Genomic DNA, 25,862 nt, shown 5'->3' with positions numbered 1-25,862 from the left:
CGAAGATCGTTCCCACGCTCTGCGTGGGAATGCCTCAAGGGACGCTCCGCGTTCCAATGGGACGCAGAGCGTCCCCGGCTGCATTCCCACGCAGAGCGTGGGAACGATCAAAGGGACAGAGGGTTACTTCTTCATGACCGAGATGAACAGCTCGGATTCGAGCAGGCGCTGCAACCAGGCCTGCAAGCGAACATAAGGCGTCTGCGCGAACCACTCGCGATCAACATGAGCGAACTGCCGGACGAAGGGCAGCAGGGCGATGTCGGCGAGACTGAGCCGGTCACCCAGCAAATAGTCGTGGTCTGCGAGCGTCAGATCCAGATAGTGGGCGATCATCTCGCACTGCATGCGATAGACCTCCATCGGTTGCTCTGGATAACGCTCAGCGTATTTGTAGTGGTTCAACGAAGTCTTGAATCGTTGATCGTTCGTCTCGATCAGCATGTCCATGATGACGTCTGCTCCCGGATCATCCTTGAACAACCAATCATCCGGATCATTCTGCGCCAACGCCCAGCGCATGATCTGCAGACTCTCATCGATCACCACGCCATCGGCATTCAGCACCGGCACCGTGCCCTTGGGCGAGAGCGCGAGCATCTGCGCCGGTTTGTCCTTGAGACTGACTTCGACAATCTCCACCGGCACGCCCGCATAACGCAGCGCCATTCGCGCACGCATCGCGTAAGGGCAGCGGCGGAAGGAATACAGCGTGTTCATTTCACCTCCAGCGTGCTCAAACCGTTGCCCTGGCGCCGCACCTGGATCTGCACCGGGATGCGTTCGTGCATTTCCTGCACATGGGAAATCACCGCCACCTTGCGTCCCTGTGCCTGCAAGCCATCGAGCGCGTCCATGGCCAGTTGCAAGGATTCAGGATCTAGGCTGCCGAAACCTTCGTCGATAAACAGCGATTCGATTTTCAGCGTGCTCGACGCCATCGAGGCCAGACCCAGCGCCAATGCCAGCGATACGAGGAAAGTTTCGCCGCCGGAAAGCGAATGCACCGAGCGCAGTTCGTCGCCCATCTCCGTGTCCATTACCAGCAGGCCGAGCATGCTGCCGCCGCGTTTGAGGCGATAGCGTTTGACCAGTTGGCGCAGCTGCGCGTTGGCGTGATGTACCAGCAGGTCGAGGTTGTAGGCCTGGGCGATCTTGCGGAAGGTGTCGCCGGTGGCCGAGCCGATCAAGGCACTGAGTCGCGCCCAGCGCTGGTACTCGGCATAGGCGTCGGCGATCTGCTGGGCCAGCGCCTGATTGGCGTTCTGCCGGCGCTGGTCTTCCGCCTGTTCGGCGCGCAGTTCGGCGCACTGCTGTTCGCTGACGGCGAACTGGTTCTGCAGCTCGGCGAGGGCGCTGTCCAGCTGTTCGGCGTCAAGATTGCCGTCCTGCCGGGTCTGGTGATCGAGCAGGCGCTGATCGCGCTCCTGCAACAGGACCTGGGCCTGTTCGATGGCTTTTTCGTTGTGCTGAAGGGTCTGACGCAGTTCGGTGACTTGCGCGTCGTCGAAGCGCAGCAAGTCTTCGAGGCCGCCGTCATCCAGTTCCGGGTGGCTGGCGCGCCAATCAGCGATCTTGCCGGCGAGTGCCAGGTCTTCAGCTTGCAGTGCTTGCAGGCGTTCTTGTTGGGCCTTGAGCTCAGCGGCGATCTGCACCAGCTGCGTGCGCACGCTTTGCAGCTCCTCAGCGGTGCTGGTTTCCGCGCTGCGCGCCTGTTCCACGGCGTGTTCCAACTGCTGCTGCCAATGCTCGGCGCTGCTGTGCTCGCCAAGTAACTGCGCGAGTTTTTCCTGACAGCTTTGCTGCTGCTCGGTCAACGCCGTGAATTGCTGTTCGGCACTGTGCAGCTGCTGAGTGCGCAGCTGCTGGCGATCCTGTTCTTTCTCGAGGGTCTGCTGGCGTTGCTGCTGTTCGCTCAGCTCTTCCTTTTGCTGTTCGAGCTGGGCCAGACGCTCGGCGATCTGCCGGTCCAGCTGCATGAACGTTGCCGCCGGCTCCAGGCGCAAGGCTTCGAGCGTGTCGGCGGGCAGCAGCGGGCCGAACGCGCTGAGTTCTTCTTCAAGGCGCTGACGGTCGCTGTTGAGTTCATGCTGCTGATGGCTCAGCTGTTGCGCCGCTTGCTGATGCGCTACCTCGGCCTGACGCAATTGTTGCGACAAGCGCGCCGCGTCCTGTTGCAAGGTGAGCAGCGCACTTTGGCGTTGTTCGTCCTGAGTGATGCTCTGATTCAACTGCTCGGTCTGGCGGCTGAGCCAGGCGTCGCGTTTGTCGGCGTCCTGATTGAACAGTTGCGCGGCCAGCGGATGCGCGTCGAGGCTCGGGGCCAGGGCTTGTTGCTGCGCCGCGAGTTGTTCCTGTTGCTGCAGCAGCTCTTTCTGTTGTGCGATCACGCCACCGACTTCGCCGCGCAGCTCGATCAGTTTTTCCTTGAGCTGATCGACCACTTGCTGGGCGTTGGCCTGTTCGTTTTCATCGTGACGGCCAAGGCTTTGCAACAGCGCTTCGGGCTGATGATAGGGATGCTCGTTGCTGCCGCAGACCGGGCAGGGCTGATCGTCCTGCAACTGCGCGCGCAACTCTTCGACACTGGCACTGCGCGCCAGCCGCTGACGCTCGAGCAGTTCGCGAGTGACGCTGAGGGTCTGCTCGGCGACGGTCAGTTCGGCCTTGGTTTTCACACCGTCCTGGGTCAAGCGTTCGCGTTGCTGCTGCGCGTCGAGCTGGCGTTGTTGCAACTCGGCGCTGCGCTTGTCCAGATCCTGCTGAGACGCCCACAGGCGCGACAGGTCTTCGATTGCGCGCAGCTGTTTGCGGTTGTCCTGCAGCAAGGTGCCGAGCAGGCCGATCTGTTCGGCGACTGCGTCCGGCTCTGCGCCAGCCTCTTTGAACAGCACTTCCAGTTGCTGTTTGTGCGAGGCCAGTTGCTCAGCACTGTGCGCGGCGTTCCGTTCGAGGGACGCCAGTTCGCTCTGGCCCTTGTTCAAGCGGTTGCCGATCAGCATCAGCTGTTGCAGACGATCGCGATAGGCGCTCCAGGCATCGCTCAAGGGCGCCAGATGCGCACTCTGCTCAAGCTCGGTGGCGATGCGTTGCAAACGCGCGGCGACTTCAGTCTGCTTTTCCTGCAAAGCCTGAATCGCGCTCTGGCCATCCTTGAACGCTTGCTCGGCGGTTTGTCGGGCTTCGGCGCTGCTGGCAGTGTCCTTGATCAGGCGGGCGAGGGTGCTTTGTTCTTCAAACGCCTGACGCAGCAACGGCGCATTTTCGCTCTGGCGTTGTTGCGCTTCGCTCAGGGCGACTTTTGCTGCGTCGAGGTTCTGTTCCAGCTCCGTCTGGCGTTCGCCCAGCGCCGCGTGTTGTTGGGTGTGCGCGGCAATCTGCGTCGCCAGTGGCGTCAGCAGCGCATCGAGCTCAGCCTTGCGCGCGAACTGATGGCGTTGCGGGCCAAGCTGTTCCAGACGCGTCAGTTTCACCCGCTCGCCGGCCAGTGCCTGCCATTGCTGTTGCGCGGTTTGCAGTTGTTCGCTGGCGGCTTTTTGCGCGTCCTGCAACTGACGCAAATCCTTCAGCCAGGCATGCTGTTGCTCAAGCTGTTTGAGCTGCGCCTGTTGCGCCTTCATCTGTTGCTGCGCGGTGTTGAAACGCTCGTCGAGTTCGGCGCGCGCTTCCGGTGCCAGCGGCGTCACGCCGGTAGCCTGATCCTGCAACAGCTTGTGCGCTTCGCGGGCTTCTTTGGTCTTGTCGAAGGCGCGGCGGCCGAGGCGGGTGTACAGCGCGGTGTCGGTGAGTTTTTCCAGCAGTTCACTGCGGTCGTTGTCGTCAGCCTTGAGGAACGCACTGAACTCACTCTGCGCCAGCAGCACCGCGCGGGTGAACTGTTCAAAGTTCAGGCCCAGCGCGGCTTCCAGCTGGGTTTTGTATTCGCCTTTCTGGCTGGCGAGCAGTTGATCCTGATCGATGTCGCGCAGGCTCTGCCGACTGGCCTGGAGCTTGCCGCCAGCCTTCTCGCGAGCACGATTGGCTTCCCAGCGCGCGCGATAGCGGCGGCCATCGACGCCGACAAAATCCACTTCGGCATAGCCTTCACCGGTGCCGCGTCGCAGCAAGGTGCGCGGGTCGCCAGTGGCGATTTCACCGTCAGCATCCGGGACTTTCGCATCACGGCCGGTGTTGTTCAGACGCGGTACGGCGCCGAACAGTGCTAGGCACAAGGCGTCGAGCAGGGTGCTTTTGCCGGCGCCTGTGGGGCCGGTGATCGCAAACAGACCGGCGCTGGCCAGCGGTTCGGCGGTGAAATCGATCTCGAACGGACCGGCCAGCGAGGCCAGGTTCTTCAAACGAATGGCGAGAATTTTCATGGCTGCTCGCCCTCCAGTTGCACGTCCTGCAGCAGTTCGGCGAAGTCCTTGAGCGTCTGCTCGTCGACCTCGCTGCCGTAATTGTCGAGCCAGGCGCGGCTGAACAGTTCCTGCGGGGTGAGTTGGTCGAGTTCGATCAGCGTGCTGCCGTCCTCGCTGCCATCGACGCCGCGATTGCCGGCGTATTCAGCGGCGATGCGCACCAGTCGTACGGCTTTGCCTTGCAGTGCGGTTTCCACTTGATGGCGCAGATCCGGTTGCGGCTCATCCAGGCGCACGCGCACTTCGAGCCATGGCTGGCGCTGGGTTTCGGCGAGCAGATCGATGTTCGGCAGGTCAGCCAGTTGCAGCAGAATCTCGGCCAGCGGTGCCGGGCCGATGCGCTGCAGATTGACCGAGCGCGGGATCAGTTTCGGCTCTACGCTGACCAGAGTTTCACCGTCGAGGACCACATCGAGAATCTGATGCTGATAACCGATTTCGGAGAACGACAGCGGAATCGGCGAGCCGCTGTAGCGGATGCGCTCCTCACCGTTGACCTTCTGCGGCTTGTGCAAATGGCCGAGGGCGACATAGCTGATGCTTTCGCCGAACAGGCTGGCGGGCAGCGCTTCGGCATTGCCGATGATCAGGCTGCGCTCGGAATCCTCCGACACCGAACCGCCGGCCATGTGCGCGTGGCTGATCGCAATCAGCGCTTGCCCAGGCTGACGCTTGGCATTCGCCGCCGCGATCAGCCATTCATGCACCTGACCGATGCCGCGCAGATAGTTGTCACCCAGATGCGCGCCAGTGACTTCCGCCGGGCGCAAAAACGGTAGCGCCAGGCACCACGCGGCGATTTCTCCTTGGCCATTCGGCAGCGGCAGCAACAAACGTTCGGCGTCGAGCTGCCCGTCATCCAGCCACAGCACCCGACCCAACGCGTGAGTGCGCAAACGCCGCATCAACGGCGCCGGCAGTTCGATCCGCGAGCCGGAATCATGGTTGCCGGCAATCATCACAATGGTCAGCAGCGGCTGCTGTTCGTGAGCGCTGACGATGAAATCGTAGAGGCGTTCCTGAGCTTTGACCGGCGGATTGACCGTATCGAAGATATCGCCAGCAATCAGCAGCACATCCGGTTGCGCCAGTGCAACTGGCGCAGCAGCCATTCGAGAAAACACGCGTGCTCGAAATCGCGCTCCTGGCCGTGCAGGTTTTGCCCAAGGTGCCAGTCGGAGGTGTGGAACAGACGCAAGGTGGACTCCGCATTTTGATCAAGAGGGTGGCCGCGAAGAAGAACGGGCGGCGAGAGGAGGGGAGTTTACTGGCAAATCACGCCCCTTGCCTTGTCGTGTGTCTGCTTGCACCGACAGCGGCGAATATTTCGGTAATCGGCCGATGCGGCTGGCGCTTGTGCATCTGCCGCACTTGTTCACTCAGTCGCAACAACTCTTCGCTCGGCTTGGCCCATTGCTCTTTCGGCAATGGCTCGGACCATTCGCGCATGACTTCCGGCACCGCCTGCTTGCCGATTCTTTCCAGCCGACGAATTTCCCATTCGAGCAGACGGTTGGGAATCGTCCATAAGGTCATGACGTGATACAGGTACCAAAAGAACCCCGACAGCCGCGAGCGGTGGCCTTCACGGATCTGCTGATGCATCCGCGCGCGGGCATTGTGGAATGTATGCAGGCCTTCGTGGGGTGGGTCGTCCGGGCCTTGCAGATCCTGCAAATCCTGAATCGATTTGAGGTCGTTGACCTCGTACTCCATGTAGCCGCGAATCGCTTCCCAGTGGCTGATCGCGAGCTCCAGGCCGGCGCATTGGAATTCCTCGGCTTATGAGGGTTTCACCTTGGTAGAAACCGATGCCCATACCGTATTGGCGATGGATCCCGAACTGGGTGGCGCCCTTGGCTTCGATGATCCACGCGCTGAGCGACTCCCACGGGACAAAAACCGGCTCGGTGGCGCCTTCGGGCATGAAGCAGACTTCGCGGCGTTGGCGGTTGAAGCGGGTTGGGATGAGGGAGAGGCGTTTTTTGTGGACGTGGTGCCAAACGCCTATATGAATACACAAAGAACAAAAAACGGCCAAAGAGCCGGGGCCAATCAAAGCATCGAAAACTCCTTCGATGGCGCCGCAAATGTCATTCCATCCCGAACCTGCCAGAAAAAACATAAAACCAGCGATTGCGGGAAAAAGGCACGTGATCATGAAGGTTGCACTAAAGGGCAACCCTACTGTTACCTGCCACATGAACACTTGTGGCGGTCCTATCCCGAATTCCATGTAAACATCATTGAGCTCACCGATATGTGGGCCATAAGGGGGCATCGGTGTGGGCAGTGGCAACGGTGCGAGATAGGTGATCTTTCCGCTTGGAAACGGCTCTACATCGCCCGCTTTTCTGATCACCTCACATTGCGCATCAACAAGAGGCTCATTGTGATTATTCAGCATGGTCAGCCCTTCCGAGGTATTGATTTTCAACCAGCAGAACCATCGGGTTTTCCTTGGCCGACCCGGTAGCAACCACTGAGAAATGGCCGCCACCCCGAGGGTCTCCCACTTTGTCCAAGATCAACCGAAACATCCGCGTCCAACGCGGTCCTCTGTGGGAGCGAGCATGCTCGCGAAGGCGCTCAAACAGGCAAAAACCTCCCACCCTCTGGCCACAAAACTGCTCAACATCAGCACTCAGCTCGCCTGCAAACCTCAGCGAAAATCTGCGTAATCGGCCGATGCGGCTGGCGCTTGTGCATCCGCCGCACTTGTTCGCTCAGCCGCAACAACTCTTCACTGGGCTTGGCCCATTGCTCTTTCGGCAGCGGCTCGGACCAGGCACGCATGACTTCCGGCAGCGCCTGCTTGCCGATTCTTTCCAGACGGCGCACTTCCCATTCGACCAGACGATTGGGAATCGTCCATAAAGTCATGACGTGATACAGGTACCAAAAAATCCCGACAACCGCGAGCGGCGGCCGTCACGGATCTGCTGGTGCATCCGCGCGCGGGCGTTACGAAAAGTGTGCAGGCCTTCGTGGGGCGGGTCGTCCGGGCCTTGCAGATCCTGCAAATCCTGAATTGATTTGAGGTCGTTGACCTCGTACTCCATGTAGCCGCGAATCGCTTCCCAGTGGCTGATCGCAAGCTCCAGGCCGGCGCATTGGAATTCCTGGCTTATGAGGGTTTCACCTTGGTAGAAACCGATGCCCATGCCGTATTGGCGGTGGATGCCGAACTGGGTGGCGCCCTTGGCTTCTATGATCCAGGCGGACAGCGATTCCCATGGGACGAAGACAGGTTCGGTGGCGCCTTCGGGCATGAAGCAGACTTCGCGGCGTTGACGGTTGAAGCGGGTTGGGATGAGGGTGGCGCGGGTTTTGTGGACGTGGTGCCAGACGCCTAGGCCAATAAACAAGGCAATTAAACCCGTTGAGAAAGCCAATTTGTAAATGGCAAAAAAAATACCCTCAATGACTTCTTTAATGAACTCCCAGCTATCACCTAACAGAAGTCCTATAAACCCTCCCATCAGTGGATATAGGAACGCGATCATTAATGTGCCGCTGAATGGTCCGCCTAAAATGACTTGCCAAGAAAAAACCTCCAGTGTCCCTAAACCGAAATCCATATAAACGTCATTCAGTTCACCAATATGCCGACCGTAAGCTGGCATTGATGTTGGTAATGGCAAGGGCGCGAGATAGGTAATTTTTCCGCTCGGAAACGCCTCAATGTCACCGGTCTTTCTAGGCTGTCGAAGCGGGCGAGTTGCTAATGGATCATCGTGATTATTCAGCATGGTCAGCTCTTTCTAACAGGTGAGCCTCAACCAGCAAAACTGGAGGTTTTTCTTTGACCTGTTGGGGAGTAACAACCCCAAAATGACCCTCACCACGCGGATCGAGGTGAATGACGCGAGTTCGAGATGCCCATTCACCCTTTTTATTCAATGTCTGAACGCACACAGCCAATTCCAGCGTTTCTTTCGCGGGAACAAATTCCGACCCGAGGCCCGCTGGATACTGGAGACAAAGTATCAGTCCTTCTGGGCTGGACTTCACGATGCGCAGGCTGCTTAAAATCTCGTCACTAATGACATCTCGCTGCTCTCGTGGTGCTCCTCGACTGTGCAGCGGAATTGAAATGCGGTGCGCGCCGATACCTAAACGGGAGGTTGGGTTGCCGCCAAACGGACGCAGCAGATCATTCAGCGTTAGGGTCGGCAATGCTAAGTGAATATCGCTGGGTTTGGCTTTGAATAACAGATCCTTCAGCCAAGAGTCGTACAGATTTGGGCCAAGCTGCGCGTAAGGTGCGTGAATTAAAAAAGCCAGATAACTTTGATAGTCATCAAGTGAGTGGTCGCCACGCATCTCGCTATCCCTACTCCACGGTGTGATTTTCAACCATTTATCGTGAGCACTGATGTTGTAGCGGCTGTACAGCAAGCTACCCCCCAGCTCTAGAACAGTAAAAAGTGCTCCAGCGAGATTGAAGCGGAAAAAGACGGTGGATAAACGTGTGCCAGCAGCGGCCCAAGCAGCTCTACGAGCGGCATTACTTGACGCCTTCAATACCTTGAATGTGGAGTGGACAGTGTTGGTCAAACCATAGCCACTAACTGATGTCATGCCACCAGCTCCCATCGTCGCCAATGCAGCTGCGCTTTGCGCCGAATGATTTCCACTGCGAACCGCCTGTTCCCAGTTTTTGCGTTGCGTGACAATACTGTTCGTAGAAGAAGCCAACCCTGACAAATATGTAAAAAAACCCAATCCCACATGCAATTTCCCCATCTGCACGTGCACGGTCTGCAAGGCATGGAGCTGAACGCTTGCCACTAGAGAAGCGCAGCGAACTTTTAACGCCGTATCAGCAAGACTTTGTGCGGCACTAAATCCCGCCGCTCCCGTTGCAACGACTGAATTCATCAACGAGGTCCACACTCTTTCATTTACAGCCTGCCTGCGCAGCTCCCGATAAACCCCCACCAAATTCACCACCTGCACCAACACCACCAACAACCCCATCCCCTCCGTCCGCACCAGACTCGCCTTCGAAACCCCCGCCACCCCCGCACGAATATTCTCCAGCAACCCGCGCAATTCCCCTTGCTGCGCCGACGGAAACACCACCGTCACGCCCGCTTTCGCCGGGGTGGCGCCGTACAGCCGCGCCGAGCGATCCGGCAGTTCATCAATCGGGCTCAACGCCGCCGCGAGGCGGCCTTCGAACAGCGCCAATTGCGTGCGCACGCGGACGATTTCCTGCTGCAATTCCACCGCCCGGGCGGTTTTGTGGCCCTGGCGGTTTTTGTTGTGGGTGAGCTGGTTGCGTTCGCGGTTGAGGGTTTTCAGGTAGTCGCGCTCGCGCAGCACTTCCTTGATCGTGGCTTGCAGCGCCGCTTGCTCCGCCGGGGTGGATACGGTGAAGGTCACGCCGCTGGTTCGCGCGGCGTCGAAGACGCGCAGGCGCAGGGCTTTGGGCAGGCGCTGGAACAATTCGTCGAGGTCGGGGATTTTCTCGCCGGCAAGATCGAAGCCTTCCAGCGCCCGGCTCAGGCCGAGGTTCAGCGCCGGGCTGTAGGTGTCTTGCACGGCATCGGCGAGGACGCGGCTGTGTGCCGGCAGATCGTCGAGGGCTGGAAGCTGTGGCTGCTCGATGCTCTGCAATTTGGCCAGCCAGTCCGGCAGGTTGTTGAACATCGCCATGCCGGCGTTGAACAGCGTTGAATATTGCCCGGCCTGTTCGGTCTGCAAGCGCAGCGGCAAGGTGTAGAACAACGGGCGGGTCAGTTGCGGGTGCTGCTCGAGGTAACCGAGCATTTGCTCATTGGCCGCGTCGCTACGGCCGATGTCCTTGAGGCAGGCGTATTCGCTGGCGAGCGCCTGATCGATCTGCACTTGCCCGTCGAAATACCACGCAGAGCGATGGAAACGCCCGGCGCACAGCAGTTGCGCGCGATCGGCGGTGATGCGTTCGAGCAGGCGATTCCAGCGTCCGAGGTTGTCGCGATGACTGTTCAGAACCTCGTCCATCGCCGGGCGGTCGATCAGGTCGTTGATGCCGCGTTTGCCGCTGAGCAGCGGGCCGTCGAGCACGTCTTTCATGCGCCGGCTCTGATCTTTGCCGAGGTCAACCAGTGTGCTCAGGTGACGCTCGACGAAGTCGGCCGGGGCGACTTCAACAAAATATTCGCGGGTATAAAAGCGTCGGTCCGCCTCGGCGGTGACGCGAGCATGTGCGGTGAAATCCGGGGCGACGCCGTCGAAACGGTTCAGCGCCAGTGACTCGTCCAGTGCCTTTTCGCGCTGTTGCTGCAGTTCAGGTCGAGCCTGGGTATCGGTCGGGACAACCTCACCACCCTTGTTCAAATACTCGAGCAGCGCCTGCCGGGTATTTTCCCGATCCAGCTCGGGCAATTGCTCCAGTTCAGCGAACAATGCCTGGGCGCGCGGATCGTCGCTGGCCTTGGCCAGGGTGTCGAAATCCTGAGCGCCGAGCTGGCTCAGCGACTCGATGTAGCTGGCCAGCAGATAGTCGCGCTCGTTGTTGTCGGTGTTGCTCCACTGCTCGATCCAGCCGACCACCAGGTCCTGATAATCGGCCAGATCGCGCATCACGCCGAGGTCGTCGTTGACCAGCAGAAACAGCGTGTCGTCCTGATAAGGTCCGCGCACCCGGCCAAGAAATTCGCCGATATGCGCCTCGCGAAAACGTCGCGGGTTTTCCCACAAATAAGGTTCGCGTTCGTGCTCCGGCGCATCGCTGACCTGCACCGCCGGCATCCGCGTGGCGTCTGCCTCGGCCAGCGGTTTCGCTGTGCAGGCCACTTCCGCCAGCCACTGTTTCGCCTGAGCCACGGTAAGCAGATGCTCGCCGCCGATCAGACAATGCACCGGGCCGAGATCGACCGCCTGCATGAAGTGCTCGCGTTCCTGCGCACTGTCCAGCACCTGTCGGCATTTCGCCGCGCTCAACTGCACATCGGCAAAGGTCACGTAGAGGGTGCTTTTGCGCGAGAAGATCAACGCCGGACGTTCTTCGATGGCGCTGCGCTGATCCTCGCTGACGCTTTTACCGCGATGCAGCAATGCGCTGATGACACCTTCCAGCACGCGGTATTCGTAGAGCTCGCCGCTGAGACTGTCGACGATGTACAGCCAACCGTCGCGCAGGCGGCGGATGCCCATGGGGCGCGTGGTCAGGGTGTACGGCAGCGTGATTTCGGTGCTGGGGTCGAAGGGTTTTTCCACCACGCCGTACGCGAGGGGCAACAGTTGCACGTGGGTGTTGCGCAAGGGGCAGGCGGCGGGGCCGATGATCGGGGCTTTGGACGCTGCGGCTGCCGCGAGGTTGGCGGGGTGCATCATTGAGCACATTTCCCTGTGTCTGTTTGTGACAGAGAAATGTGCGTGTATCTGGAAAACGACAGCAGTCAGATCTTTCTGTGTTTTGCGTAGGAATCGAACACTCGGGATGAAGCCTACAAGGGATCGTCTGAAATCTTACAGAGGTTGCTTCGGATGAATCGTGAGTAACCCTGAAGGCGTACCCGCGCTCGCAAACCTACGCTGATAAATAGATCCGTTAACAAGCTCATTGCCTACGGATTTGAGCCGTACCGCTCATCGAAATCGATTTTTCAACGCATCCATTAATTGACGCCAAAATAGTGGCCATCTAATATCGCGCCACTATTTTGATACTAGTGCGCTATTGCAGGGATGCCAGCGACTCTTTGCGCTCATCCGCGCCGCTTACCTGCGGAGCATGGCACCTGATCAGACCGATTATTGCCCGTTGCAGGATCTTCACATGGACGTTCGCCAGTACGCATTCCTCGCTCGCCAGCCTTCTGCCGCTACGGCCAAACGCGAGCAGTTCCTCGGCATGCCGAAGCGCGGACTGGCCTTCCTGCTGGCCAACGTCATGTTCTGGCAACCGCTGTGGGCGCAAGCCGACGGCATCGTCGTGGCCAACCCGAATACCACGCTGGACCGTGCCGGCAACGGGGTGCCGATCGTCAACATCGCCACGCCCAACGCCAGTGGCCTGTCGCACAACCAGTTCCACGATTACAACGTCGGCGCACAGGGCGTCATCCTCAACAACGGCGCGACTCAAACTTCGAACACGCAACTGGGCGGCCACGTCATTGGCAACCCGAATCTGAAGAACAGCGGTTCGGCGCAGGCGATTCTCAACGAAGTCATCAGCGGCAACCCGAGTCAGTTGCGCGGCTACACCGAAGTGGCGGGGCAGTCGGCGCGGGTCATCGTCGCCAACCCCTACGGCATCACCTGCAATGGCTGCGGTTTCATCAACGCGCCTCGGGTGACGCTGACTACCGGTAAACCAGTGCTGGAAAACGGTCGGCTGGATCGCTTTCAGGTCGATCAGGGCAGCGTGGCTATCGAAGGCGCGGGCATCAACGCGACCAATATCGACCGTTTCGAAATCATCACCCGCAGCGCCAAGATCAATGCGCAGATTCAAGCGCAGAACCTGACCATCGTCGCCGGTCGCAACGACGTCAACGCCGACACCCTCAACGCCACGGCCCGCGCCGACGACGGCAGCGCCAAACCGCAACTGGCCATCGACTCCTCGGCCCTCGGCGGCATGTACGCCGGGGCGATCAAACTGGTCGGCACCGAGGCCGGCGTGGGGGTGAAACTCGACGGCAAACTGATCGCCAGCGGCGGCGATATTCAGCTTGATGCGAACGGGCAACTGAGCCTGGCCGACACCTCGGCTACCGGCGCGGTCAACGTCAAAGCCGCAAGCCTCGACGCGCAAGCGCCGGTTTACGCCGGCACATCGCTCAACGTACAGACCCAAGGCAACCTGACCAACCGCCAGACCTTGGCCGCCCGCGACAGCGTGGTGCTCAGCGCCGGTGGGCAACTGACCAATGCCGGCGCCATCGAAGCCGGCGTCAATGCTGACGGCAGCCGTAACAGCAACGGTGATTTGAGCCTTCGCGCACAGAATCTGAACAACAGCGGCAAGAGCCTCAGCGCCAGCCGCAACCTGACCGTCAACGCCGCGCAAACCCTCAACAACCAGAATGGCCTGCTCAGTGGCCAGACCACGAGCATCACCGCCGGCACGCTGGACAACCGCAACGCCGGCAAAGTGCTGGGCAACAACAGCCTGACCCTCACTGCCAATCAGGTGCTGAATAATCAAGGCACGCTCACCAGCAATGGCAAACTCACCGGCAACATCGGTCAGTTGATCAACAGCAACGGTGAACTTGGCAGCCAGAGCGACGTAGTGCTCACGCTCACCTCGCTGGACAACGTCGCCGGCCTGATCACCGCTGGCCGTTTGCTCGACATCACCGCCCTCGGCGCCATCAACAATCGCACCGGACGGATCGGCGCGAAACAGGCCGTAGCGATCAAAGCGCAACAACTGGACAACAGCCAGCAAGGCCAGCTGACCAGCGAAGGCACGCTGACCACGCGCATCAGCGACCAGTTGAACAACCAGAACAAGGGCCTGATCCAGGCCAACGGTGCGATGGACGTGCAGGCCACGCGCCTGGATAACCGCGCCGGCAAGATTTCCGGTCTCGACACCCTGACCGTCAGCAGCGCGACCACCGACAACCGTGCGGGTGTTTTGCGCGCCGACAAAGCGACGACGCTGCTGATCGATAATCTGGATAACCGCGACAAGGGCCGCGCCGAGAGCAAGGCAGCGCTGACCTTCGAAGGCAGCACACTGAACAACAGCAACGGCGGCTTGCTGACCTCGACCGGACTGTTGAGCCTCAAAGCCCGGGATGTCACCAACGATGCCGGACGGATTTCCGGCAAGGGCGATATCGACGCCAGCATCGACAACCTGACTCAGCAAACCGGCGAACTGGTTGCCGAAGGCAATCTGAAACTCACCGGCAAAACCCTCAACAGCCGCCAGGACAGCTTGGTCGGGTCGCTCCAGACCCTGACCGTCAATGTCGACCAGATCGACAACCGCGCCAGTACGCTTTCCAGTCAACTCGACCTGCATATCAATGGCGCACGCCTGGACAACAGCGAGGGCGGCAAGGTGCTGTCCGACACCACGCTGGGCCTGAAAGTCGCGCAGATCATCAACGCCACCAATGGCCTGATTTTCAGCAAAGGCGCGGCGACGCTCAGCGGCATCGGCTTGAGCAATGTGGGCGGGCGGATCGTCAGCCAGAACACACTGGACCTGACGTTCGACAATGCCCTCGACAACCAGCAAGGCCTGATCAGCAGTGAAGGGCAGATGACCCTGAATCTCGGCAGCCTCGACAATCGCCTGGGCAAGCTGTCGAGCCTGGAAGCGATGGCACTGACCAGCGTCGCCGGGGTGCAGAATCAGGGCGGGCTCATCGCCTCGCAAAAGGGCCTGACCTTCACCAGCGGCAGTCTCGATAACAGCGACAACGGTATCCTCAGTGCCAAGGCCGATTCGACCTTGACCACCGGTGAGTTCAAGAACCGGCAGGGCGGCAGCCTCGCCACGGACGGCACGCTGCTGCTGACCACCGCGCATCTGGATAACTCCGGCGGGATTATCGGCAGCCAGAAAACCCTGCAGGCTTCCGTCACCTCGCTGCAGCAGGACGGCGGCGAGCTGTTCAGCAACGGCGATCTGACCCTGGACCTCAACAATGGCCTGCTCGATAACCAGCGCGGCAACATTCATACGCCGGGCCAACTGCTGCTGAAAAATCTCAAGGATGTGAACAACAGCGCCGGGGAAATCTCCGCTGCCAAAGCCTGGAATCTGAGCGCGCAAAGCCTGAACAATGACGGCGGCAAGCTGCTCAGCAATGAAAAACTCACCCTGGTCATCGACCGTGCGCTGAGCAACGTGAAAGGCCTGATCGCCTCTGCTGGCCTCCAAGCGCGCAGCGCCAGCCTCGACAACAGCGGCGGTGAGATTCGTGGGCGTGGCGCGGTCGATTTCACCGTCACTGATCTGTTCGACAACCAGGCTGGCGTGGTCATCGCCGACGAGGGCCTGACGCTCACGGCGGCGCGTCTGGATAACCGTCGCGAGGGCCTTGTCGGTTCGACCCAAGCGCTGCAACTGGTCGTCGACCGTGTCGATAACCGCAGCGGTGAACTGTCGAGTAAGGCCGGCGTGAGCCTGATCGGTGCCTGGCTCGACAACAGCGATAGCGGCTACATGCTGGCGGGCGGCAATCTGGCGTTGACCGTCAACGAGGTGATCAACCGCAACAACGGCGTGCTGTCCGGCACTACCGGCCTGACGCTGGTCGGCAAAAGTCTGGAAAACAGCGCTCGCCTGACCACGCAACAAGACCTCGCGATTACCCTCTCTGGCGAGCTGAACAACGCGCAGGGCAGTCTGTTCAGCGAAGGTGCGCTGGCGATCGATGCGCAAAGCCTCAATAACGATGGCGGTACGCTGTCCAGCGCCAAAGCGCTCAGCGTCGACACACGCGATGCGGTCAGCAACCGGGGCGGCCAGTTGTTGACCGATGCAGCGTTGACGCTCACCAGCAGCGCGCTGGACAACCAGCAGAAAGGCGTGATCAGCAGCAAAAGCAATCTGCACATCACTACCGGCGAACTCAATAACAGTCAGGCGAGTATTTACGCCGCCGATCAGCTTGAGTTGAGCGCCGGCAAAGTGACCAACACGGCTGGCAGCCTCGGCGCTGGCAATGCGCTGATCGCAGATGTTCAGGGCCTCGATCAGCAGGGCGGCAAGCTGTTCAGCAGCCACGCCGGCGTCAGCGTCGACCTGCATGGCGGTGCGCTGAACAACCACGGCGGGGTGATCAATGCGCCGGGGCAGTTGCTGCTGAAAAATCTCGCTGAAGTGAACAACCGTGGCGGCGAGATTTCCAGCGAGCAGGCCTTTGAACTGATCGCCAAATCGCTGGACAACAGCGGCGGCCAACTGCTGAGCAATCAGAAACTGAGCCTGACCCTCGACAAGGCCCTGACCTCGATCAAAGGCACGATCGCGGCGGCAGCGTTGCAGGTTCGCGCGGCCAGTCTCGACAACAGCGATGGCGGCGTATTGCTCAGTGACAGCGATATCTCGGTGACCGTCGATGGTCTGCTCGACAATCACAACAAAGGCAGCATCCGCGCCGCGCAACAGCTGACCCTCAACAGCACCGGCCTGAACAATGAGGAGGGCACGCTGGTGGGTGCCGCTGGCCTTGCCATCGACCTCGGCGTCACCGCGCAGGACCTCAACAACCAGGGCGGGGTGATCAGCAGCAAAGGCGCGCTGAGCATTGCGCATCTGCGTGACCTCAATAACCAGAACGGCGTGATCAACAGCAAAGGCGTGCTGAGCATCGCCACCCTGCGTGACCTGAATAACCAGAAAGGTGAGGTTTCCAGCGTCAACAGCTTCAGCCTTAGCGCCAACAGTCTGGACAATCGCGGCGGCAATCTGATCAGCAATCAGCAACTGACCTTCACCGCGGCCGAGCTGAAAAACAACGTCGGTCTCATCTCCGGCTGGACTGGCGTGACCCTGTCCGGCGGGAACGTCGATAACAGCCTCGCAGGCGCGATCTCCAGCCAGCTCGGCAATGTCAGCATTGACCTCAGCGGCGCGCTGATCAACCACACCCAAGGAGGCGTCGGCAGCAAGGGCGAGCTTTACATCAAGGCCGCCAGCCTCAACAACAGCGCCGGCACACTGACCAGCGACGGCAAGCAAACCCTGACCGTGCTCGGCGGCGAACTCAACAACGCCTCCGGTGGTTTGATCAAAAGCGCCGACGCCCTCGATATCCGGGCGGCGAGCCTGAACAATGCCTCGGGTAACCTGAATGCGAAAAACGCCCTGACCTTCACCGGCGGTGCGTTGAACAACAACGGCGGCAGCCTGGTCGGCGACGACCGCGTCACACTCGACCTGCTCGGCGCGCTGACCAACGTCAACGGCGCGCTCGGCAGCACCGGGCCGCTGGTGCTGACGCGTTCGGCCGGCATCGACAACCGTGGCGGCCAGATGATCAGCCAGAGCCTGCTGAGCCTGCTCACCGGCGGCGATCTGAACAACAGCCAGCGCGGCACCATCGCCGCCAGCAGCCAACTGAATCTCACCGCCAGCGGCCTGCTGCGCAACGACGGCGATGGCCTGATTTCCAGCAGCGCCGCCGACGCCACCCTCACCGCAGCCGCACTGAACAACGCTAACGGTGCGGTGCAAAGCATGACCGCGCTGACCGTCAACACGGGCAACGGCGCAATCGACAACCAGGGCGGCAAGATCATTGCGCAGAACGGCGACCTGAACCTCACCGCCGCCAGCCTCGACAGCCGAGGCGGCGTGCTGTCGAGCCTCAAAGGTCTGCTGCAAACCCGTCTGACCGGTGTCCTGCGCAACGGCCAGTCAGGCAAGATCGAAGGCAGTCGCCTCGACCTGCGCGCACTGGGCGGCATCTACAGCGACGGCGGGCGCATCGCCGCCAACAGCGGCGACATCCTGCTCAATGCCGGCGGCAACGACCTCGACAACAGCGGCGGCGGCGTCTATGCCCGCGGCCAGGTGAACGTCATCGCCGGCTCGATGAACAACACGGCCGGCCAGGTCAGCGGCAGCCTCATCGACATTGGCCTCGGCGGTAATCTCGCCAACAACGGCGGCCTGATTGAAAGCGCCAGCACCCTGGCGATTCGCGCCGCCAACCTCAACAACCAGAGCGGCAAACTGCGCGCCCTCGGCGGCAGCGGCAAAACCGATTTCCAGATCGGCAGCCAGTTCGACAACCGCAACGGCCTGGTGGAAACCGCCAACACCGACTTCTCCCTCGCTGCACCGAGCTTGCTCAACGCTGGCGGCACAGTGACCCATGTCGGCCTCGGTGAATTCGGCATCTCCACCACCAACGTAATGAACGCCGGCGGCTCACTGGTGACCCGTGGCGGCCTGACCCTGAACGCGGACAGCTGGACCAACAGCAGCGTGATTCAGGCGGGGCGCTTGACGCTGAATGTCGGCAATTTCGTGCAGACGGTCAGTGGGCAATTGTTGGCTTCGAATCAGTTGGTGGGGCGTGGCGGGAACTGGACGAACGAGGGGTTGATTGCCAGTGATGGCGGGCTTGATATTCAGTTGAGTGGGACTTACGGCGGTAATGGGCGGGTGAGCAGTCTGGGGGATATGACCTTCAATGCTGCGCAACTGGGCCTGACCAGTCTCGCCAGCATCGGCAGTGGCGGCCTGGGTACGTTCAACATTGGCGGGTTGCTGAACAACGCTGGCGGAAGACTGACTTCCAATTACGGCATGACGATCAACGCGGGCAGCGTCAGCAACACCGGTACGCTGGGAGCCGCTCAGGATCTGACAGTCAAGACGGCAAGTCTGGTGAACGATCACGGCTTGTTGTTCAGCGGCGGCAACATGAACCTGCTGGTTAATGACTTCACCAACCAGACGGGCGATGTTTACAGCATCGGCAATCTGACAATTGCCGGCATGAGCGGTGGCCGTGCGAACAGCGTGAATAACCTCGCGGCTTCGATCAATGTCGACGGTGATTTTTCGTTGTCGGCCAATAGTTTCAATAACAAGACAGAAGGGGTGATTGGCGAGGAGAAGTTGGTTTCTGGCGACATCACTTTCGATTGGCGTAACAACACCTTTTATGTCAACGAAAGTTTCGATTCGCAGTCCACGATCAATGGCCCGCAGTCCTCGGTATCCGTTGCAGGAAGTATGACGGCTGATGTCGGCGATTTCGCAAATATCGCTTCGACAGTTTCAGCGGGAAAAAATATCACGTTGAATGTCGATTCGTTTGAGAACCAGGGATTGCAATCGGGGAGCTTTACTCGGTCGCGTATATTCAAGCTCTCTTACTTGCCTGAAAGTCTGGCGTATGGCTATGACAATGAGCTCACCGCCTATGCCCTGAGAAACTCGAAAAACGTGTACCGCTATGGGAAGAGTGTGCACGAGCCCGACAAAGGTGACACTCATTGGGAAGAAACCGATTTAGATAAACAAAAAACATCAGCGATTAATACCAAGTTCGGTATGGGCCCTGAGGTGGCCGTTCCTGCGTCCATTCTGGCTGGTCAACTCAAGGAAGACCGCAGAATTTTCACCAACGGCGGCTCAAGCGTTTCCTCTATCGTCCAGGCCGGCCAGGCCGTAGAGATCAACGCTAAAACCACGATCAACAACGGCAATCTGAACCCGTACACAAACTTCGGCGGTACCGTCAAAGGCACCGCGGACACCGGGGTGAAAAACTCCGCCAAACCTACCGTGGTTTTTCTGAACCCGCAGTTGCCACCAGATCTGGCTCAACAACAAGTCAACCCGCTGGCACTGCCTGGCTTCACGCTGCCAACCGGCGACAACGGTCTGTTCCGACTCAGCGGTAAAGGCGGCAGCGATCCGACACTAGCATCTGGCCCGTCGAGGACAATCGGCTCCATCGACGTTGCGCCCTTAAGTCATGCGGGCGGCATGCCAGTGAGGAAGGCCACGGATATTCAGTTCGACGGTAGCGATCCTGTATCGATCAAGAACCGCGAACTGGCATTGGCGGCCCGGCCATCGCTCAATCTCAACGATCAGGCGACGCTGATCAATGTCAGCGCGGCCGCCGGGGATGGCCCGGTCGGCGTGTTGCTGCCCAATCGTGGCAACGTTTCGTTCGACGTGCCGCGGGTACAGGGCCTGCCCGACACCAGCGTGCGTTCCAATCCACACAAATACCTGATCGAGACCAACCCGGCGCTCACTGAGCTCAAGCAGTTCATGAGCTCGGACTACCTGCTCGATAAACTCGGCTATGACCCCGACAACAGCGCCAAGCGTCTGGGCGACGGCTTGTTCGAACAGCGCCTGGTGCAGCAAGCCGTTGTCGCCCGTACCGGCCAGCGTTTCATCGATGGGCAGACCTCCGACGAGGCTATGTTCAAGTACCTCATGAATAACGCCGTCGCCAGCAAGAATGAACTGAACCTGTCAGTCGGCGTAACTCTGACTGCTCAGCAAGTGGCAGCGCTGACCCACGACATCGTCTGGCTCGAAGAGCACGAAGTGAATGGCGAGAAAGTGCTGGTGCCGGTGCTGTATCTGGCCCAGGCCAATAACCGACTGGCACCCAACGGTGCGCTGATCCAGGGCGGCGACGTAACACTGATTGCCGGTACGGACCTGACCAACGCCGGCACGCTTCGCGCCTCCAATAACCTGTCGGCCGAAGCCGGCAACAACCTCTCCAATACAGGATTGATCGAGGCGGGCGAGCGACTGACGCTCAAGGCCGGCAACAACATCGTCAACAGCGGTGGCGGCATTATTTCCGGGCGCGATGTCAGCTTGACCGCCACTCGCGGCGATGTGATCAACCAGCGCGACGTGTATGGCTACGATTCCAGTTACGGCGGTACGCTGCAGCATCGCGACGTACTGAACAACGCCGCGCGGATCGAAGCCGCCAATGATCTCAACATTGGCGCAGGTCGCGACATCAGCAACATCGGTGGTGTCCTGAGCAGCGGACAGGACATGGCGCTCGATGCCGGACGCGACGTCAACATCACCTCGGTCCAGGATCGCCGCACCGACTCGCGCGGCAGCAACTTCCTCAACCAGACCATCACCCAGCACGGCGCTGAAGTGACGTCCGGACGGGATCTGTCGATCAGTGCCGATCGCGACGTGGCAATCGTGGCCAGTCGACTGGATGCCAAGCGCGATCTCAGCGTCGATTCCGGTAACGACATCGTCATCACCTCGGCCGCCGATGAGAGCGACTACGTTTCACGCAGCAAAAAACGCGCGAACGAAACCCATAGCATCACGCAGCAATCATCAGTGTTGAACGCCGGCCGCGACATCGCGCTGAACGCCGGCAACGACCTGGGCATCATTGCCAGCCGCATCAAAGCGACCGAGGACATCAGCCTCGATGCCGAGCAGGACATCACCGTAGCTTCGGCGAAGGATGAGAGTTCGTCTTATTACTACAAGAAGAAAAAGGGTTCGTTCGGACGAAGCAAAACCACTCAGTCGGAAAGTTATGAAAGCGAGAACGTTGCCTCGGTGATTGAGGCTGGGCGAAATCTGACAGTCAATACCACCAAAGAAGAGGATGGTAGCGTCAGTTTGAATGGGGGCGTAACGTAACGACCATAGGCAGCCAACTCAAGGCAGGTAATGATCTGGTCGTGGGTGCAAGCAACGATGTGGCGATGCTTGCCGGTATCGAGGAGAGCGGTGCTTACAGCAAAAAGACAAAAACCGGGTTGTTTGGTATGTCGAAAAGCGGAAGCAGTCAACTCCAGACAAACGTGACTCAGATTGGAAGTTCCATGGCGGCCGGGCACGACGTAGTGGTCGTAGCCGGTCACGATGTGCGAATGAATGCCAGCGTAGTCAATGCCGAAAACGACGCCGAACTGCATGCTGGATTGATTGATCAGTCAGGCGATATCAGTCTCGCGGCGGGTGAGGATGAGGCCTTCAGTCGTGCAGAAGCATTCAAGAAAAAGATCGGCTTGTCGCTCAAGGACACCATTGGCCTCTTTGCCGGCACACCTGGCGCCGGCGCTGATATAACCGCGATTGCGTCACACAAAGGTGGGCGTGAAGTCGCGACGTCCACGAGTGTTGGCAGCCAAGTCAATGCAGGCCGCGATGTGAGCCTGAAGTCCGCACGAGATATTAATATCATTGGAAGCGGAATCAACGCCGAACGAAACGCGTCGTTGGATGCTGGTCGTGATGTGAATATTCTTGCGGGAGCAAATCAACAACGTAGTAATAGTTGGGAAACGAATAAAAGTTACGGTATCAAGCAGGATATTGATAGTAATGGCTTTACCACGTTCGTGGGTGATGAAACGATCAAGGAAGGTATCAATAGCACCGCCCGAACGGCGGCAGGCAGCTATATCAAAGCGGGGCACGATGTAAAAATTAATGCGGATCGTGATATCAATCAGCAAGGGTCTGGCCTGCTGGCGGATAACGATATCAGGGTGAAAGCCGGCCGAGATATCAATATTGACGCGGCAGATGAAACTAATGAAGTTACCCGTCAAAACAGCGTAAAACGCAACGGTACTACGACAACTATTGCTTATAATATCGGCAATACGATCAACGGACTTAAAGGTACCGGCAAAGGTGAAGATAGGGTCAGCAAGGGGTCAAGTGTTTTAAAAAGTGTTGATGCTCTGGATAATTTTTTCAGCGGCCCAAAATTTGATGGGCACCTCGGGGCATCAAGCACTAGTCAAACTAATACACATACTTCCCTGACGAAGCGTCCATCCAGTCTGGGTGCGGGGAATGACATTATTCTTGACGCCGGCAACGACATCAATGTGAGAGGCAGCCAGTTCGAAGCGGGCCGCGATATCAATGTTACTGGGCGCAATATTACGTTCGATGTTGCGCATGGCGATGATAGCAGTGACGGCAGTAATACGCAGAGCAAGGGCGGCCTCAAGGGCGGAACGACCGGCGGGTTTAAAATTGGTGTGGGAGTCAGTAATTCCGGAGCGAAGGACGAGTCGAGTCAGGGGACGTCCACGGTTACCCGCCTTAACGCAGGTGGTAGCGTCAAACTGGATGCCAAAAATGACCTTACTCTGGTCGGCGCCGAGGTTGACGCCGACCGGAATATCACGCTCAAGGCCGCTAACGATCTAAAAATCCTATCTGCCCAGAATGTATCCAATAGCGAAAATACCCGTCGGAACTGGGGTGCCGAGGGAGGACTGATTGCGGGGAAGGATGGCTTCGGAATCTACGGAAGTGCGAGTTACGGAACAGGAAATCTGAAACGCGATGGTGTTCATCAACAAGAAGCCTATTTGTACGCAGGGAATAGTCTGAACTTTGAAAGTGGCCGTGACACCACTATTGCCGGTGCCACACTCCGCGCAGATGAAGTAATTGGTGAGGTCGGTCGTGATCTAACGGTCATCTCTGTGCCTGATACTGGAAAGGTCAATGGAAAGGAGCTCGATCTTAGTATTACAGGTTCCTTCTACGGAGCAAGCGGTTCGGTAGGTTACGGGCGAACGACAGGTCAGACTAATTGGGTTGAAAGTCAGACTGTAATCAGCGGCAAGAGTAAGGTGGATATACGCACCGAGAAGCACACTCAGATCGATGGGGCAGTCTTGTCCGCCGAGAACGGGAACCTGAAGTTAGATACCGACACGCTGGGGTTTCGTAATATCACCGGGAAGGATAATGAACACGGTTACTACTTGAATGTAAGTGGTAGCTATGGCTCAAGTAGCGGTTCTCAGGCAGATAAGCCTAATAAGGGTATGGAAGGCCAAGGGAGTACCAGTTGGGCGGTTGAGGGTTACAACTACGAAAAGGATCGCGAGCAGATCCTCCGGGCAACCGTGGGTGCCGGCGCTATCACAGTACGTAATGACAAGGATACTGGGCAGGACTCGACGCTTGGCCTAAATCGAGATCTGAATCAGGCTTACGAAGTCACTCGAGATGAGGAACACCGTACTGATCTGTATGTGAGTAGCTCTTCAGTCAAGGCGGTGATGAATCCGAAACAAACGCTTGAAAAATGGAAAATGGATGTCGAGAAGTACGGGGAAAATAGTCTTGAGGCGTTGAACTCACTGACCGATCTGCTCTTTGGTGCGGTGAACATCTTAAGTGGTCGGGGTTTTGAGGTTGCCGATCAGGTCACACTTCTTCGTGTTTTTGTAAGGCAGTTAAATAGTAAAAATGAGGGGGCTCGAGCGGTCGCAGTCAATGCTGCAATCAAAAACATGACCAATGGTGATAACAGTCCCGAAACTCAAGCGTTGATAGACCGCATTACTCAAATTGCCGGTAGCGATCCTGACAAGGCTCTTGGCATGCTCGTTCTGCTCAGACGCTTGCAAGATCCTCATCCAGAAAGATTGAATTTTGTGCCCTTGGCTTTGGCTGGTGGTGCAATTGCAGCGTTAGGGACAATGCTTCTTACGGCTGCCGCCGGAACAAAAAATCAGGAGAACACACGAGATGCAGTTAATGCGCTAGTTGCGTCTGCCGGTGAGGCGGGTTATAGCGGATCTCAGCAGTTATCCATTTCGGCTGAATTGTGGGCATTAATGCTGGGTACGACCTTCCCGGTCACGCTACTGGACCCAAAATATGGAATATTGACGAATCCAGCCGTAGATACTGACACCCTGCATCCTGTAAGCATCGGCGGTTTCGTGATGCAGCCCTCTTTGCCCACCGACACGGGCGGAAGCCCTGTCGTTGAGACGGGAGACGGTACGTACACGACGCCTATCGTAGAAAACCCTTCGTTGGGGAACGTTTATAGCCTGCCGTGGGGGCAGTCTGCGTCGGAATTTGAGAAGTCTTTGGTTACCCTCCCTTCAGGTGAACGAGTCGCAATTGTAAAAACCAGAGCAAGGGAGTTAGCCGATTCCCTGGGTTGGCCTAAAGACAATTTCCTGACGAAATTGAATGGCAGAGATGTTTATGCTGGATCCGATGGATATTTTTACGCAGTTGACAGTCAGCACGGTAGGTTGGAACAGGTGAATAGCCGAGGGAAACATCAAGGAGAGGTGCAGTTTGATTTGATACCTGTTCCTAAATCTAAAGATGACTCGGGTAAACATGATTTGAGGATGAAGTGATGAATAGTATCAAACTTGTCGAATGCTCAGATTCCGTTATTGCCAGGGGGCAAGTTTTTCGGGTGCCTGCCAGTTGGCCGTATGAGTCAATAGTGGATTTCATGGTGGTCGATATACCAGATGATAGCTTTGGCCATTCACTGGTGGTGGCTTCCGGGAATAAATCAGGCTTGGTATTGGTGCACTTGCCATTGGAAAGCTGCGCATCCGATGAACACGGAATTTCAAGGGAGTGGGTTATTTCGAATTGGGAGAAATGGATATATCCAGACTGCTCAGTTGAAGATGTTTATTTGTTTGATTCGATAGAGGTGCCAACGGAGCTGACAACTCGCTAGACATTCTTTAGAAGAAGCGCAGAAATGCGAAAGAAGTCGGATATGGGACATGGAAATGGCGAGCAGAGTTATTTAAGGAAATAAATCTGCCCTCATTTTTGGATAGCAGGTGGAATCGCCGGGGGAACAGAAATGCGGGTTGAAAGCTTGTTCAATCAGGCCAAAGCCATGGCCAAAGGGCTGTATTTTCATGCGATGGAGGAGCTTGGGTTTCGTCCGGAGCAAGCTTTTGCCTATGCTCAGGATGAGCTGGAACGCTTGATGCGCAAAGACGCACCCGGCCCGAACGCAATTTTGCAAACCGCCATTTATATGGAAGGTAGCCGACATGGTTTGAAGTTGGGGGACAGCCTTTACGCATCAGACATGTTGGATATTTTGACCCTTACGTACGAACAGTGCAGCCCAGAGAGTCTGGTTGAGGCGGGAGCCGATGGCGAGGAACTGAAAGCCGTTCAGGCGGACATGGAAACCGTGCGCAATCTATTTCTTTCTCAACGGAGTAGGGTAAATGGGTTCTTCCACGGGAAATGAA

At 58.3% G+C, this 25,862-nt stretch carries 11 protein-coding genes and 1 pseudogene; 5 read left to right on the top strand and 7 right to left on the bottom strand.

What is annotated here, in order from left to right:
- Window positions 1-123: 123 nt before the first annotated feature.
- The 4 genes and pseudogenes from AB4O12_RS09885 to AB4O12_RS09870 form a co-directional block, all read right to left on the bottom strand.
- Window positions 124-720 carry a glutathione S-transferase gene (locus AB4O12_RS09885; protein WP_016774999.1) on the bottom strand — a complete coding sequence of 199 codons (597 nt, stop codon included), beginning with the start codon at window positions 718-720 and terminating at the stop codon, window positions 124-126.
- Window positions 717-4,358, bottom strand: a complete 3,642-nt coding sequence (locus AB4O12_RS09880; protein WP_460061673.1) for an AAA family ATPase — start codon at window positions 4,356-4,358, stop codon at window positions 717-719. The genes AB4O12_RS09885 and AB4O12_RS09880 overlap by 4 nt, the downstream gene beginning before the upstream one ends.
- Window positions 4,355-5,598, bottom strand: a pseudogene (locus tag AB4O12_RS09875) (exonuclease SbcCD subunit D C-terminal domain-containing protein). Before AB4O12_RS09875 ends, AB4O12_RS09880 begins: the two are co-directional and overlap by 4 nt.
- Window positions 5,599-5,675: 77 nt before the next feature.
- Window positions 5,676-6,116: a hypothetical protein gene (locus tag AB4O12_RS09870; RefSeq protein WP_460061671.1), complete on the bottom strand. Its 441-nt coding sequence runs from the start codon at window positions 6,114-6,116 to the stop codon at window positions 5,676-5,678.
- Between the two features lie 82 nt (window positions 6,117-6,198).
- Here AB4O12_RS09870 and AB4O12_RS09865 point away from each other — a divergent pair, with 82 nt between their 5' ends.
- Window positions 6,199-6,876: a hypothetical protein gene (locus AB4O12_RS09865; protein WP_460061668.1), complete on the top strand. Its 678-nt coding sequence runs from the start codon at window positions 6,199-6,201 to the stop codon at window positions 6,874-6,876.
- Window positions 6,877-7,037: 161 nt separating this feature from the next.
- Here AB4O12_RS09865 and AB4O12_RS09860 read toward each other — a convergent pair whose 3' ends face one another.
- From AB4O12_RS09860 to AB4O12_RS09850, 3 genes are read right to left on the bottom strand one after another with little or no spacing between them, the layout of a single operon-like run.
- Window positions 7,038-7,283: a hypothetical protein gene (locus tag AB4O12_RS09860; protein ID WP_460061666.1), complete on the bottom strand. Its 246-nt coding sequence runs from the start codon at window positions 7,281-7,283 to the stop codon at window positions 7,038-7,040.
- Window positions 7,280-8,152: a hypothetical protein gene (locus tag AB4O12_RS09855; protein ID WP_460061664.1), complete on the bottom strand. Its 873-nt coding sequence runs from the start codon at window positions 8,150-8,152 to the stop codon at window positions 7,280-7,282. Before AB4O12_RS09855 ends, AB4O12_RS09860 begins: the two co-directional genes overlap by 4 nt.
- The gene (locus AB4O12_RS09850; RefSeq protein ID WP_460062437.1) at window positions 8,142-11,723 is read right to left on the bottom strand and encodes a toxin VasX; all 3,582 of its coding nucleotides are present in this window, start codon (window positions 11,721-11,723) and stop codon (window positions 8,142-8,144) included. Before AB4O12_RS09850 ends, AB4O12_RS09855 begins: the two co-directional genes overlap by 11 nt.
- A 448-nt stretch (window positions 11,724-12,171) precedes the next feature.
- Between AB4O12_RS09850 and AB4O12_RS09845 the strand changes: the two genes are divergently transcribed.
- From AB4O12_RS09845 to AB4O12_RS09830, 4 genes are all read left to right on the top strand, one after another.
- Entirely contained in the window at window positions 12,172-21,489 is a 9,318-nt protein-coding gene (locus tag AB4O12_RS09845; RefSeq protein ID WP_460061662.1) for a two-partner secretion domain-containing protein, read from the top strand.
- A gap of 65 nt (window positions 21,490-21,554) precedes the next feature.
- Complete coding sequence (locus AB4O12_RS09840; RefSeq protein WP_460061659.1) at window positions 21,555-24,989, top strand: hemagglutinin repeat-containing protein; 3,435 nt, start codon at window positions 21,555-21,557, stop codon at window positions 24,987-24,989.
- The gene (gene imm45, locus AB4O12_RS09835) at window positions 24,989-25,327 is read left to right on the top strand and encodes an Imm45 family immunity protein (RefSeq protein ID WP_252876441.1); all 339 of its coding nucleotides are present in this window, start codon (window positions 24,989-24,991) and stop codon (window positions 25,325-25,327) included. The genes AB4O12_RS09840 and imm45 overlap by 1 nt, the downstream gene beginning before the upstream one ends.
- A 132-nt stretch (window positions 25,328-25,459) precedes the next feature.
- Complete coding sequence (locus AB4O12_RS09830) at window positions 25,460-25,861, top strand: hypothetical protein (RefSeq protein WP_252876440.1); 402 nt, start codon at window positions 25,460-25,462, stop codon at window positions 25,859-25,861.
- Window position 25,862: the final 1 nt, after the last annotated feature.

It is taken from the genome of Pseudomonas sp. S2_A05 (assembly GCF_054668485.1).
Note: the sequence above shows the minus strand (reverse complement) of the source record. Positions and strands in the feature narration are given on the sequence as shown.

Bases quoted from the DNA above. Each gene is read 5' to 3' on its own strand.
- imm45 (WP_252876441.1), top strand. From the start codon at position 24,989: ATGAATAGTATCAAACTTGTCGAATGCTCAGATTCCGTTATTGCCAGG.
- AB4O12_RS09860 (WP_460061666.1), bottom strand. From the start codon at position 7,283: ATGACTTTATGGACGATTCCCAATCGTCTGGTCGAATGGGAAGTGCGC.
- AB4O12_RS09830 (WP_252876440.1), top strand. From the start codon at position 25,460: ATGCGGGTTGAAAGCTTGTTCAATCAGGCCAAAGCCATGGCCAAAGGG.
- AB4O12_RS09885 (WP_016774999.1), bottom strand. From the start codon at position 720: ATGAACACGCTGTATTCCTTCCGCCGCTGCCCTTACGCGATGCGTGCG.
- AB4O12_RS09880 (WP_460061673.1), bottom strand. From the start codon at position 4,358: ATGAAAATTCTCGCCATTCGTTTGAAGAACCTGGCCTCGCTGGCCGGT.
- AB4O12_RS09850 (WP_460062437.1), bottom strand. From the start codon at position 11,723: ATGCACCCCGCCAACCTCGCGGCAGCCGCAGCGTCCAAAGCCCCGATC.
- AB4O12_RS09870 (WP_460061671.1), bottom strand. From the start codon at position 6,116: ATGGAGTACGAGGTCAACGACCTCAAATCGATTCAGGATTTGCAGGAT.
- AB4O12_RS09845 (WP_460061662.1), top strand. From the start codon at position 12,172: ATGGACGTTCGCCAGTACGCATTCCTCGCTCGCCAGCCTTCTGCCGCT.
- AB4O12_RS09840 (WP_460061659.1), top strand. From the start codon at position 21,555: ATGCTTGCCGGTATCGAGGAGAGCGGTGCTTACAGCAAAAAGACAAAA.
- AB4O12_RS09855 (WP_460061664.1), bottom strand. From the start codon at position 8,152: ATGCTGAATAATCACGATGATCCATTAGCAACTCGCCCGCTTCGACAG.